Origin of the sequence: Kitasatospora sp. NPDC057500, assembly GCF_042802195.1 — a bacterium.
Lineage (GTDB): Bacteria > Actinomycetota > Actinomycetes > Streptomycetales > Streptomycetaceae > Kitasatospora.
The window spans coordinates 1-12895 of sequence record NZ_JBHVER010000215.1 but is presented as its reverse complement, the minus strand read 5'-3'; the positions used below and the strand labels follow the sequence as shown (position 1 = coordinate 12895).

Sequence of the window (12895 nt, the reverse complement as noted above, 5' to 3'; positions counted from 1 at the left end):
GGCCCCTCGTGAGAGCGAGGGGCCTTCCGGCGTTTCCGGCCGGCCCCTCCCCCGGCCCTCCCCCGGCCTTCCCGCCCCGGGGGTCGCCGGTCAGTGCGGGATGGCGGCGATCAGCTCGGAGGCGCCCTGCCGCTTGAGGGCGAGGGCGGTCGCGGTGCCGAGGTCCTCCGGGCTCAGTGCGCCGGCCCACTCGTGGGCGTCCAGGACTTGCTTGCCGTCCGGGGTGAAGACCCGGCCGCGCAGCGAGAGCCGGCCGTCCGCCTCGGCCCGGGCGTAGCCGGCGATCGGCGAGTTGCAGTGGCCCTGGAGCACGTGCAGGAACATCCGCTCGGCGCTCGCCTCGCGCCAGGTCGGATGGTCGCCGAGGCCGGTGACCGCGTCGATGGTGGTGGTGTCCTCGGCGCGGCACTGCAGGGCGAGGATCCCGGCGCCGATCGGCGGGCACATCGCGTCGGGCGACAGCACCTCGGTGATCCGGCCGGCCTCGCCGATCCGCTCCAGCCCGGACAGCGCGAGCAGCAGCGCGTCCGCCTCCCCCTCCGCCAGCTTCTCCAGCCGGCGGTTGGCGTTGCCGCGCATCGGGACGCACTCCAGGTGCGGGTGGGAGGCGGCGAGCTGGGCCCGGCGGCGGACCGAGGAGGTGCCGATCCGGGTGCCGGGCGGCAGCTCGCCCAGGGTCAGGCCGCCGGGGTGGACGAGCGCGTCGCGGATGTCGTCGCGGCGCAGGTAGGCGGCGAACACGGTGCCGGCCGGCAGCGGGCGGTCGGCGGGCACGTCCTTGAGGCAGTGGACGGCGAGGTCCGCCTCGCCGGCGAGCAGCGCGGCGTCCACCTCCTTGGTGAACGCGCCCTTGCCGCCGAGCCGGGCGAGGTCGCCCATCCAGCGGTCACCGGAGGTGGTCACCGGGACCACCTCGGTGCGCACCCCCGGATGCAGGGCGGCCAGCTCGGCCCTGACCCGCTCGACCTGGGCGAGGGCCATCGGCGAGGAGCGGGAGACGATGCGGATCAACTCTGCGTTGGTCATTGCTGGATGATAGGCCGTCATGGCATTCGGGCGGACCACAGGCCGTCACGACACCCGGGCCGGTGGCGGGTCACCCGGCCGGCGGCGCGGCGGCGGGGCGCGGGAAGCGGCCGATCAGGTGCTCGGCCACCACCAGGTTGATCAGCCAGCAGGTCCAGCCCACGGCCGCGTAGGCCTGGTCGAACGGAACGCCCGCGAGGTCCATCACCGGCAGCCAGATCCGCAGGGTGGCGGCGGCGAGGACCAGCGCGTACGACCGGGTGGCCCAGGCCCGGTGGCGGACGAGGTCGCGGCGCAGGGCGGAGCGCCAGGCCAGCGCCGAGGAGAGCAGCAGCAGGACGGCGAGCAGGGTGAAGCCGATCGGCGCGATCGGGCCGACCAGCCCGTGGGGGGCCAGCAGCAGGCCGCCGGTGCCGGTGGCCAGCACGGCGAGCAGGTAGAGCCGGCCGGTCAGCCGGTGCAGTCCCGGACGACGGGCGCGCAGCCGGGGCAGGAACTGCCAGGGGCCGAGCAGGATCGCCAGCACCCCGCCGCCGACGTGCAGGGCGAGCGGGACGCGGTGGGCCAGGTAGACGGCGCGCTGCTGGTCGAGGAAGACCTCCGGGTCGAGGGTCAGGTAGCGGGCGGTGAACAGGGCGGTGAGGAAGGCGAGCACGGTGACCGTCCACCAGCCCGCCCGACGGGCCCGGCCGGGGCGCGGCGCGGACGGGGCGGAGGCGGCGGAGGCGGACGGGGCGGTCACGGCCGCCGGGTCGGGAGCGTTCATGGTGCGGACGCTACGGAGCGCGGGGGCCCGCCCGCGTCCGCCCGGCGGGGTGCCGCGGCCTGCCCCTGCGGGGGTGGCCTGACGGCCCGGGACCCCGGCCGGGCGGCCCCGCAATACCCCACCAGGGCGATGCGCCGCCCGGACGGCCGCCGCTACCGTACGGCCCGTGCGCCCGCGGCACCGCGCGGCGGCCACCCCCGACCCCGGAGCCGCCATGAGTTCTCCGCCGCACACCCGGGTGATCCCGGCGGCCCCGCCGCCCTGGTCGCCGCTCGCCGTGCTCCGGGCGGTCCCGGCCGAACGGCGGGACGTGGCCCTGGCCGGGGCGTTCCTGCTGGTGATGGCCGCCGAACGGATCGGCATGGCACACGGGCTGCACGGCGGCCTGCCGCTCGCCCTCGTCCTGAGCACGGGGGTGGCCGCTCCGCTGGCGGTGCGCCGGACCAGGCCGCTGGCCGGGTACCTGGTCGGGGCGGCCGCGCTGTCGGTGGAGTCGCTGTTCGTGCTCCCCAGCCCGGTCTCCCCGTACGCCGACCTGGTCGGCCTCTACTCGCTCGGCCTGTACGCGCCCCGGCGTCGCGCCTGGATCGGGCCGTTCGCCGCCCTGCTCGGGATGGCCGCGTACTTCGCCGACCTCGGCCGGGCCTACCCCGTCATCCCGACCGGGGTGCTGTTCCTGTGGCTGCTGGGCTGGGCGGTCGGCTACGGGACGGCCCGGCGCGGCGAGCAGCGCGAGGCCGCCCGGCTGCTGCTGCACCGGGAGGTGGTCACCGAGGAGCGGGCCCGGCTGGCCCGGGAGCTGCACGACTCGGTGGGCCACACCCTGAACGTGGTGCTGGTCCAGGCCGGGGCGGCCCGCCGGCTGCTCGACCGGGAGCCGGAGCGCACCCGGGAGCTGCTGTCCGGGATGGAGCACACCGGACGGGAGGCGCTGGACGACCTCGACCGGATGCTCGGCCTGCTGCGGCGCGGCGCCGGCGACTGGGACGCGGACGGCGCCGCTCCGCAGCCCGGGATCGCCGACCTGGAGCGGCTGGCCGAGCGGCTCGGCCGGGCCGGGCTGAGGGTGCGGCTGCGGATCGACCAGGCCGCCCGCCGGGTGCCGCGCAGCCTGGACGTGTCGGCGTACCGGATCGTCCAGGAGGCGCTCACCAACACCGTCAAGCACGCGGACGCCCGGACCGTCGGGGTCACCGTCCGGTGCGCGTCCGGCCGGCTCGCCGTCGAGGTGTGCGACGACGGGCACGGCGTGCCCGCCGGGTACGCGCCCGGCCGCGGGCTGCTGGGCGTGGCCGAGCGGGTCTCGGTCCTCGGCGGCCGGGTGGAGCACGGGCCGGGCGAGCCGGGCGGGTTCCGGCTGCGCGCCGAGCTGCCGGTCCCGTGAACGCCGTGGGGGCCGGACGGGTGCGCGTGGTGGTGGCCGACGACGACGCGCTGCTGCGCGCCGGGGTCTCCCTGGTGCTGGAGACCGACGACCGGATCGAGGTGGTCGGCCAGGCGGCGGACGGGCTGGCGGCGGTGGCCCGCTGCCGGGAACTGCTGCCGGACGTGGTGCTGATGGACGTCCGGATGCCGGGGGTCGACGGGGTGGAGGCGACCCGGCGGATCACCGCCGCCGGGCTGCCCACCCGGGTGCTGATGCTGACCACCTTCCACCACGACGACTACGTGTGGGGGGCGCTGCGGGCCGGGGCGGCCGGCTTCCTGCTGAAGCGGGCCTCGGCCGAGCGGCTGATCGACGCGGTGCACACCCTGGCCGCGGGCGAGTCCGTGCTGGACCCGGCGGTCACCCGGGACCTGGTCGCCCAGGTGGTCGGCCGGGGCGGCGAGCGGCCCCCGCCGCAGCCGCGGGACAGCCGGTTCGCCCAGTTGACGGCGCGCGAGCGGGAGGTCCTGCGGCTGGCGGCCGAGGGGCGTTCGAACCGGGAGATCGCCGCGCTGCTGGTGCTCGCCGAGTCGACGGTGAAGACCCACATGAAGCGGATCCTGGCGAAGATCGACGCCCGTGACCGGGCCCAGGCGGTGGCCATCTCCTACCGCGGCGGGCTGATGTCGTCCCCGGACCCGCTCGGCGGGTACTGAGCGGTCACCGGGCGGCGCCGGGGCGGCGGGCCGGGAAGCCGTGGGTGCGGGCGGCGAGGACGACGGCGAGGACGGGCAGCAGCAGGAGCAGCACGGCCCACGGGAAGGAGCCGGTGCCGAGCCGGTCGAGCAGCAGGCCGCCGGCCACGCCCCCGCCGGCCATCGCCGCGTTCCACAGGGTGACCAGCATCGCCTGCGCCGCGTCCGCCTGCCCGCCGCCCGCGTCCCCGGCGGCGGTCTGCAGCAGGGTCGGGACGCCGCCCCAGCCGAGCCCCCAGAGCACGGCGGCGGCGTACACCGCGGCGGTGCTGCCGGCCGCCGCGCCGAGCACGGCGGCCGCGGCGGCGACCAGCAGGACCGAGGCGAGGGTGAGCGCGCGCAGCCGGCGGTGGATGTGCGCGCCGGTGAACCAGATGCCCGCCAGCGAGGCCGCGCCGAAGGCCAGCAGCACGGCACCGGTGGCGCCGCCCAGGCCGCGCCGGTCGAGGAAGGGCGCGATGTAGGTGTAGAGGACGGTGTGGGCGAGGACGAGGACGAAGGTGACGGCGAGCACCGGGGTGACTCCGGGGACGGCGAGGGCGCGCAGCACCGGGGTCCGTTCGCCGCGGGCCCGGCCGGACACCTCGGGGACGGCGGCGGCGATCCAGCCGGTCACGCCGAGGGCGGCCGCGGTCATCAGCAGGAAGGCCACCCACCAGCCGAGCACCTCGCCGAGGAAGGTCCCGGCGGGCACGCCCAGCGACAGGGCGAGCGGTGCACCCGCCATCGCGATCGCGATGGCCCGGCCCTGGAGGCCGGGCGGGGCGAGCCGGCGGGCGTACCCGGCGAGCAGGGCCCAGGCGAGGCCGGCGGCGACCCCGGCGACGAACCGGGCGGCCATGGTGAGCGGGTAGTCGGTGGAGAGCGCGGTGACGGTGTTGGCGGCGGCGAAGCCGAGCATCGCGGTGAGCAGCAGGCGCCGCCGGCCCCAGCCGGAGGTGGCCGCGGTGAGCGGGACGGCGGTGACGGCGGTGCCGAGGGCGTAGACGGTGACGGCCTGGCCCATGGCGGACTCGCCGACGCCGAGGTCGGCGCTCATCGCGGGCAGGACGCCGGCGGGCAGGGTCTCGGTGAGGGCGGTGACGAAGACGGCGGTGGCGAGGGCGAGGAGGGCCGGCAGGGGCAGGGTGGCCGGCGCCCCGGTGGGGCCGGGCACCGGGGTCCGTGTGGAGGTCCGCATGGCCGCTATGCTCAAACGCTCACATCGGTGTGAGGGTCAACGCGACCGGCTGTGAGGTGGGCCACATGCGGATCGGCGAGCTGTCCGAGCGGACCGGGGCGTCCCGGCGGCTGCTGCGCTACTACGAGGAGCAGGGGCTGATCGCGGCCGAGCGCTGTGCGAACGGCTACCGCGCGTACGACGACGCGACGGTGGACCGGGTGATGCAGATCCGGGGGCTGCTCGACTCCGGGCTGCCGACCCGGATCATCAAGCAGATCCTGCCCTGTCTCAACGCGCCGAGGGCGATCCACTTCGAGGACGCCGAGCCGGAGATGATCGCCACCCTGGAGCGGGAGTTGGCGGGGATGAGCGCGCGGATCGCCTGCCTGACCCGCAACCGGGACGCGATCGCGGAGTACCTGGCGGCGGTCCGGGTGGACCGCTGAGTGACGGGTTCGGGTCCCGTCACCCAGCGGTCGGGCCGTCAGCGGCGGAAGTAGGAGTCGAAGTTCTTCGAGAACTCCCGGCCGCCGAACTGGTCCCAGTTGATCGACCAGGTCATCAGGCCGCGCAGGCCGGGCTGGGCGCCCGACTTCGGGACGTAGCTGCCGCAGTTGGCCAGCTTGGTGAGGCAGTCCAGGGCCTTGTTGACCTCGGTCGGGGAGACGTAGCCGTTGCCCGCGTTGGTGGTGGCCGGCATGCCGATGGCGACCTTGGAGGCGGGCAGCGCCGGGAAGACGTTGTTGGTGTTGCCCGCCACCGGGAAGCCCTTGAGCAGCATGTCGGTCATCGCGACGTGGAAGTCGGCGCCGCCCATCGAGTGGTACTGGTTGTCCAGGCCCATGATGGAGCCGGAGTTGTAGTCCTGGACGTGCAGCACGGTGAGGTCGTCGCGCAGCGCGTGGATGACCGGCAGGTAGGCGCCGGCCCGCGGGTCCTGGCCGCCCCAGGGGCCGGAACCGTAGTACTGGTAGCCGAGCTGGACGAAGAAGGTCTCCGGCGCCATGGTCAGCACGAAGTTCGGGCCGTACTTGGCCTTGAGCGTCTTGATCGCGGAGATCAGGTTGACGATGACCGGGCTGGTCGGGTTCTTGAAGTCGGTGTCGCCGGTCTGGAGCGACAGCGAGTGGCCCTCGAAGTCGATGTCCAGGCCGTCCAGGCCCCACTTGTCGATGATCGCCGAGACGGAGCTGACGAAGGCGTCCCGGGCGGCGGTGGTGTTGAGCTGGACCTGGCCGTTCTGGCCGCCGATCGAGATCAGCACCTTCTTGCCCTTGGCGCGCTTGGCGGCGATGGCGGCCTTGAAGTCGGCGTCGGACTCGACGGTCGGGCACTCGGTGACCGGGCAGCGGTTGAACCGGATGTCGCCGGAGGTGACCGAGGTCGGCTCGCCGAAGGAGAGGTTGATGATGTCCCAGGAGTCGGGGACGTCGGCCATCTTGGTGTAGCCGGCGCCGTTGGCGAAGCTGGCGTGCAGGTAGCCGACCAGGGACTTGGAGCCGGGCTGCGTGGTGGGCGTGACGGTCGGGGTCACCGTCGGGGTGACCGTGGGCGTCACGGTGGGCGTCACGGTCGGGGTGACCGTGGGCGTCACGGTGGGCGTGACCGTGGGGGTGGGCGTGATGGTCGGGCTGGGCGCGCCGGGGCCGTCCAGCGAGACGTCGTCCGCGTAGTAGGTGCCCTGGCCGTACCAGCCGTGGGTGTAGACGGTGGCGCTGGTCTGGGTGGCGCCGGTGGTGAAGGTGGTGCTCAGCTTCTGGTAGGCGCCGCCGGTGCCGGGCGTCCAGGTCGAGGTGCCGCCGTCCACGCCGAGGTAGACGTACGAGCCCTTGAGGTAGGCGCTGAGCGTGTAGGTGGTGTTGGGCGCGACCGTGACGGTCTGCGCGCAGCGGGCGGTGTCGCCCGCCGAGGCGGCCGCGGCGAGCGCGTAGCTGCCGCCGTGGGCCTGGCCGGTGACGACGCTGCCGGCGCCGGCGGCGCAGCTCCACGGGCCGAGGGAGCCGCTCTCGAAGCCGCCGTTGACCAGGAACTCGCCGGCCGAGGCGCTGGGCGCCAGGCCCAGGGTGAGGCCGACCATGGTGGCCGCGGCGACGGCCGAGGCGGTGCCGGCGGCCAGCGCGGTGCGCGAGCGGCGGCGGGGGGCCGAGGAGGGGGTGACGGGGGTTCTGCGCATGTGGGGGACTCCTTGCGGAGGGCGCGGTCGTGGGGGCGTCCGGGCATGCCTGGGCGCGCACCGGTGGTGGGGGAACGGCGCGGCCGGGCATCAGAGTTGGACTAGACCACTGAAGTGGATCCGGCCGTACGGTGTCAATGGTCCAGACCGGTTCCGGCCCCGGTCCGGCCCTGCTTCCGGCCCCGGCGACGACGGCCGACGGGGCCGCTCCGGTTGCCGCGCGTGACGCCCCGTCGAAGCATGGAAGGGTGACGTCGCCCGGCTACCTCCGCTACCCCCACCTGCGCGGGGGCCTGTTGGCGTTCACCGCCGAGGACGACGTCTGGATCGCCCCGCTCGAACCCGGAGCCGACACCACCGGCCGGGCCTGGCGGGTCAGCTGCGACCGCACCCGGGTCAGCCACCCCCGGCTGTCCCCCGACGGCCGCACCCTCGCCTGGACCTCCTGGCAGAGCCTCGCCCCCGAGATCTGGGCCGCGCCCGCGGACGGCGGCGAGGCCGTCCGGCTCAGCCACTGGGGCAGCCAGGACACCCGGCTGCGCGGCTGGCTGCCGGACGGCGACCTGCTCGCCGTCACCTCCTACCACGAGCCCTTCGGCCACTACACCTGGGCGCACGCCCTGCCCCCCGACGGCGGACCCACCCGCAGGATGCCCTGGGGCCCGGTCGGCGACGCCCAGGCCGGACCGGCCCACACCGTGCTGCTCACCGGCGCCGCCCCGCACGAGCCCGCCGCCTGGAAGCGCTACCGGGGCGGCGCCGCCGGCCGGCTCTGGGTGGACGGCGAGCGGATCCTCGCCGGCCTGCCCGGCCACCTCGCCTCACCCATGCCGGTCACCGCCCCCGACGGCGACCGGATCGCCTTCCTCAGCGACCACGAGGGCGTCGGCAACCTCTACTCCTGCCGCCCCGACGGCACCGACCTGCGCCGGCACACCGACCACGCCTCCTACTACGCCCGCGAGGCCGCCGGCGACGGCGTCCGGATCGTCTACCAGCACGCCGGCGACCTCTGGCTGCTCGACGGCCTGGACGCGCCCGCCCCGCGCCGGCTGCACGTCCCGCTCGGCGGCGCCCGGGCCGGCCGGCGCCCCTACCAGGTGAACGCCGCCTCGCACGTCAAGGACCTCGCCTGCGACGCCACCGGGCGGGCCGGGGTGGTCACCGTCCGCGGCAGCCAGTACTGGCTCACCCACCGCGACGGGCCGGCCCGGGCGCTCGCCGACACCCCCGGCGTGCGCACCCGGCTGCCCGTCGTGCTCGGCCGCACCGGCGAGGCCGCCTGGATCACCGACGCCGAGGGCGAGGACGCGGTCGAGGTCGTGCCGCTGCCCGGCCACGAGCACGCCCCCTCGCAGCACGGCCACCGGGTGCTCGCCGCCGGCCGGATCGGCCGCGTCCTGGAACTCACCGCCGCCCCCGACGGCGCCCGCCTCGCCGCCACCACCTCCGACGGCCGGCTGCTGCTGGTCACCGCCGCCGACGGCACCGTGCGCGAACTCGCCGCCTCCGGCCACGGACCGGTCACCGGCGCCCGCTTCTCCCCCGACTCGCACTGGCTCGCCTGGTCCCAGCCGGCCGCCGGCCGCTCGCTGCGCCGCATCCGGCTCACCCGCGCCGACGCGCCCGCGCCGGTCGTCGACGTCACCGACGGCCGGTTCGAGGACGAGCAGCCCGTCTTCACCCGGGACGGCCGCTACCTGGCCTTCCTCTCCTGGCGCGGCTTCGACCCGGTGCACGACGTGCACACCGGCGACCTCTCCTTCCCGCTCGGCTGCCGCCCCTACCTCGTCCCGCTGACCACCGGCACCCCGTCCCCGTTCGCCGCCCCCGCCGAGGACGGCGCCCCGCACGGCGACGGCGGGGGCGACGGCACCGTCGAGGTGGACGCCGAGGGCATCGGCGAGCGGCTGGTCCCCTTCCCGGTGCTCGCCGGCAAGTACTCGGCCACCGACACCGTGCGCGGTGGCCTGGTCTGGCTGCGCTGGCCGATCTCCGGCGTCCTCGGGCAGACCTTCACCAACCCCGACGACACCTCCGGCCGCCCCGCCCTGGAGTACTTCGACCTCGCCCGCGGCTCCCGCTCGACGCTCGCCGACCGGCTCGACGGCTACGCGGTCTCCGGTGACGGCGGCTCGGTGGCCGTCTACACGGCCGGCACCCTGCGGATCGTCCCGGTCACCGCCCCGTCCGCCGGCACCACCGTCGACCTGCGGCGGATCACCCACACCGTGCACCCGCCCGCCGAATGGCGCCAGGCCTTCGCGGAGGCCGTCCGGATCGTGCGCGACCAGTTCTGGGACGCGGGCATGTGCGGGCTGGACTGGCCCGCCCTGGCCGCCCAGTACGAACCGCTGCTGGAGCGGATCGCCGGCCCCGACGACTTCGCCGACCTGCTGCGCGAACTGCTCGGCGAACTCGGCACCTCGCACGCCTACGTCACCCCGTCCCGGCGCGGCGAGGGGCCCGCACTCGCCCAGCAGCCGCTCGGCCTGCTCGGCGCCAACGCCCACCGCTCCCCCGACGGGCGCTGGCTGGTCGACCGGATCCTGCCCGGCGAGTCCTCCGACCCGCGCGCCCGCGCCCCGCTCGCCACCCACGGCGTCCGGAGCGGCGACGAACTGCTCGCCGTCGCCGGGCGGCCCGTCGACCCGGTGCGCGGACCGCTGCCGCTGCTCGCCGGCACCGGCGGGACGAGCGTCGAGCTCACCCTGCGCCGGGGCGGCCCGGACGGCGCCGTGCGCCGGATCACGGTCACCCCGCTCACCGACGAACGGGCCATCCGCTACCAGGACTGGGTGGCCAAACGGCGCTCCCTGGTCCGGGAGTTCAGCGACAGCCGGTGCGGCTACCTGCACATCCCCGACCTCGGCGGCTCCGGCTGGGCGCAGTTCAACCGGGACGTGCGGCGGGAGCTGGACAAGCCCGCGCTGGTCCTGGACGTGCGCGGCAACGCCGGCGGCAACGTCTCCGAACTGGTCCTGGAGAAGCTCACCCGGCGCGTCCTGGCCTGGGACTTCAGCCGCGGCCGGGAGCCCGTGCGGTGGCCCCGCGACGCGCCGCGCGGGCCGGTGGTGGCGCTCGCCGACGAGGCCACCAGCTCGGACGGCGACGTCATCATCGCCGCCATCCGGCTGCTCGGGCTCGGCCCGGTGGTCGGCACCCGGACCTGGGGCGGGGTGGTCGGCATGACCGGGCGGCACACCCTCGGCGACGGGACGCAGATCTCGGTGCCGAAGAACGCCTCCTGGTTCACCGGCGGGCTCGGCTGGTCGGTGGAGAACCGGGGCGTCGAGCCGGACGTGCACGTGATCCGCGCGCCCCGGGACTGGGCCGCCGGGCGGTACCCGGAGCTGGTCACCGCGGTACGGCTGGCGCTGGAGCTGCTGGACGACGTGCCGGCCGCCGTCCCGCCGCCGGCGGACACGCCGCGGCCGGACCTGCGGCGGCCGGCGCTGCCGCCGCGGGACCGGTGAGAAGGCCGAAGGCCGGGGTGCGGGCCGGTCAGCCCCAGGGGTCGCCCTCGGAGGTCATGTCCTGGCGGGCGCGCTCCTCGGCCTCCCGCTCGCGGGCCGCGGACGACTCCTGGACCTCGCGGGCCTTCTCCGTCTCGGCGCTGAACGCGTCCACGGCCTCGTCGTGGGCCAGGGCGGCGCGCTGGGCGGCGTCGGTCATCGCGGTGGTGTCCTGCTCGGCGCCCCCGCCGAGCGTGGACCTGGTCTCCTCGGCGGTGTGCTGAGTCCTGTGGCGGAACCTGTCGAAGATGCCCATGACTCCTCCTCGACTCCTCCTGCGGGCGAATTCCGGACTGCCCCCACTCTCACACCGCCGCGCCCGGCCCGCACCCGCTGCCCGCACCCGCTGTCCGGGCCGGTGCGCCGGGGCCGGGTTGAGCCGTTGGTCCCGGGTCGCGGGCGCCGAAAGGCCGTAGCCCTCCCGGTGGGGCGGGAGGAGGGTGGAAGCCGTCAGCCGGTCCCGATCCCACCCCTGGAGCCCGCCGTGACCGTCGCCGCCCGCCCCCGCGTCCCCCGTCCGAGTGAGGAGCTGCACGGCGGACCTCGCCGGCTGGTCGGACCACTGGCCGCGCTCGACGGACGGCTGCCCGGCGTCCACGACCTGCTGCTGATGCAGTGCCCCAGCTCGCTGCGCCCCCTCGGCGGCGGCCCGCTGCCGGAATGGGCGCGGCGGGTGCTGCGCGCCCACCCCTGGGTGACCGTCGGACGGGCGCCGACCGTGGCGGGCACGCCCGTGGACACCCCGCACCCCGTGCGCTGCACCCGGGACGTGCCGGCCGCGCCGGAGACCTGGCTGCCGGTGACGGTGCGCGGCCCCCAGCGCGGGCAGCGGCTGGACGCGCTGGCGCCCCGGGCGGCGGTGGCCCGCGCGCTGCGCCCCGAACAGCTGCCGGGACGGCTCTCCCTGCTGTCGCCCGAGCGGGTCGCGGCGATCCCCGCGCTGACGGTGCTGCCGCTCGCCGGGCAGCTGATCACCGACCACCGGCTGGCCTGGGGGCCGATCGGCGCGATCGGCTACGAACTGGCCACCGGCGAACCGGTGTCCGGCCCGCTGAGCCCGCTGCGGCTGGTGCTGCGCGCGCCGCAGCCGGTGAGCCGGCGCGACGCGCTGCAACTGCGGCGGGCGCTGAGCCGGCTGCGGGTGCCGGTCCAGGCCGAACTGGAGACCCGGCACGGCGCGGTGCTGCTGGCCGAGTACGCGGCCTCGCCGCTGTCGCTGACCCTGCTCACGCCGTACGGGCCCCGGGAGGTCCACGATCCGTGGTTCCCCCGGGGGCTGTGAGCCCGCGCCGCTCAGTCCTTCACGGTGATCCCCAGGGCCTGGGCGAACTGGGGTGCCAGTTCGAGGAGTTGGGTGGAGCTGATGAGGGCTCCGCGCAGGCCCTGGTGGCCGTCGGGCAGGCCGAGGCCGACGGCGCCGCGCAGGTCGACCTTGCTCAGCGCGGCGCCACGCAGCCGGACCTCCTCCAGGGTGGAGCCGGGGAAGGTGACGTCGGTGAGCCGCGCGTCACCGAAGTCGACGTCGCGCAGCAGGCAGTCCTCGAAGACGACGTCGCGCAGCACGGCGGCGCGCAGGTTGACCGCCTCCAGCTTGCAGCCGCGGAACACCACCCGGCGCAGCGCCGATCCGTGGGCGGAGATGCCGGCCAGTACGCCGCCGACGACGGCGCTGTCCTGCCACTCGCCGTCGGCGAGGTCGCAGGCCACCCAGCGGCCGGCCTGCACCCAGACCTCGTTGAACCGGGCCTGGCGGAGCTTGACGCCGCTGAGCGCGACGCCGGTGAGGGCGCACTCCAGGAAGGTCGCGCCGGCCCCCGACTGGTCGGTGTACTCGCCGCCGTCGAAGTGGACGGTGTCGTAGCGCCCGTCGCTGCGCAGCGGCCCGGTGTGCGGGGTCAGGTGGCCGGCGTAGGGCAGGTCTTCCAGGCGGTCGGGGACGTGCTGGGGCATGGCGGGCGCACCTCGCGGTCGGCGGCGGACGGGTCCTGGTCCGCATGCTCGCACGGGGCACCGACAGTCCGGCGCGAGCGGGCGCGGCGGTGACACGGTGGGGCGCGCACCGCCGGCCCTGCTCGGGTACGCCGCGTAGGGCGGGAACGCACGCGGGCGGCCCGGTCGCCGGGGTTCCGGCG

11 protein-coding genes are annotated in these 12895 nt (G+C 76.2%); 5 read left to right on the top strand and 6 right to left on the bottom strand.

From position 1 onward, the window contains the following. Positions 1 to 90 precede the first annotated feature (90 nt). Complete coding sequence (gene hemC, locus ACFU74_RS31325; RefSeq protein ID WP_380762902.1) at positions 91 to 1026, bottom strand: hydroxymethylbilane synthase; 936 nt, start codon at positions 1024 to 1026, stop codon at positions 91 to 93. Positions 1027 to 1096: 70 nt separating this feature from the next. After that, the gene (locus ACFU74_RS31320) at positions 1097 to 1792 is read right to left on the bottom strand and encodes a DUF2306 domain-containing protein (protein WP_380762900.1); all 696 of its coding nucleotides are present in this window, start codon (positions 1790 to 1792) and stop codon (positions 1097 to 1099) included. Positions 1793 to 2006: 214 nt separating this feature from the next. On the opposite strand from ACFU74_RS31320, the gene ACFU74_RS31315 reads away from it, so the two are divergent. Beyond that, the gene (locus ACFU74_RS31315) at positions 2007 to 3176 is read left to right on the top strand and encodes a sensor histidine kinase (protein WP_380762897.1); all 1170 of its coding nucleotides are present in this window, start codon (positions 2007 to 2009) and stop codon (positions 3174 to 3176) included. Positions 3177 to 3181: 5 nt separating this feature from the next. Next, complete coding sequence (locus tag ACFU74_RS31310; RefSeq protein ID WP_380762905.1) at positions 3182 to 3874, top strand: response regulator; 693 nt, start codon at positions 3182 to 3184, stop codon at positions 3872 to 3874. A gap of 4 nt (positions 3875 to 3878) precedes the next feature. On the opposite strand, the gene ACFU74_RS31305 is transcribed toward ACFU74_RS31310, so the two are convergent. Continuing rightward, complete coding sequence (locus ACFU74_RS31305; protein ID WP_380762895.1) at positions 3879 to 5093, bottom strand: MFS transporter; 1215 nt, start codon at positions 5091 to 5093, stop codon at positions 3879 to 3881. 65 nt (positions 5094 to 5158) lie between these two features. Between ACFU74_RS31305 and ACFU74_RS31300 the strand changes: the two genes are divergently transcribed. Further along, a complete protein-coding gene (locus ACFU74_RS31300) occupies positions 5159 to 5521 on the top strand; it encodes a MerR family transcriptional regulator (RefSeq protein ID WP_380762892.1) in 363 nt (120 codons plus the stop codon). A gap of 38 nt (positions 5522 to 5559) precedes the next feature. Here ACFU74_RS31300 and ACFU74_RS31295 read toward each other — a convergent pair whose 3' ends face one another. Continuing rightward, on the bottom strand, positions 5560 to 7248 hold the full coding sequence (locus ACFU74_RS31295; RefSeq protein ID WP_380762890.1) for a chitinase: 1689 nt from the start codon (positions 7246 to 7248) through the stop codon (positions 5560 to 5562). A gap of 137 nt (positions 7249 to 7385) precedes the next feature. On the opposite strand from ACFU74_RS31295, the gene ACFU74_RS31290 reads away from it, so the two are divergent. Next, on the top strand, positions 7386 to 10724 hold the full coding sequence (locus tag ACFU74_RS31290) for a S41 family peptidase (protein ID WP_380762888.1): 3339 nt from the start codon (positions 7386 to 7388) through the stop codon (positions 10722 to 10724). A gap of 28 nt (positions 10725 to 10752) precedes the next feature. Here ACFU74_RS31290 and ACFU74_RS31285 read toward each other — a convergent pair whose 3' ends face one another. After that, positions 10753 to 11019, bottom strand: coding sequence for a hypothetical protein (locus tag ACFU74_RS31285; RefSeq protein ID WP_380762886.1), 267 nt, complete (start codon positions 11017 to 11019; stop codon positions 10753 to 10755). Between the two features lie 228 nt (positions 11020 to 11247). Here ACFU74_RS31285 and ACFU74_RS31280 point away from each other — a divergent pair, with 228 nt between their 5' ends. Then, positions 11248 to 12045, top strand: a complete 798-nt coding sequence (locus ACFU74_RS31280) for a phosphoribosyl-dephospho-CoA transferase MdcG domain-containing protein (protein WP_380762883.1) — start codon at positions 11248 to 11250, stop codon at positions 12043 to 12045. An 11-nt stretch (positions 12046 to 12056) separates the two neighbouring features. Here the strand turns inward: ACFU74_RS31280 and ACFU74_RS31275 are convergent, their stop codons facing one another. Further along, on the bottom strand, positions 12057 to 12713 hold the full coding sequence (locus tag ACFU74_RS31275; protein WP_380762880.1) for a pentapeptide repeat-containing protein: 657 nt from the start codon (positions 12711 to 12713) through the stop codon (positions 12057 to 12059). Between the last annotated feature and the right edge of the window lie 182 nt (positions 12714 to 12895).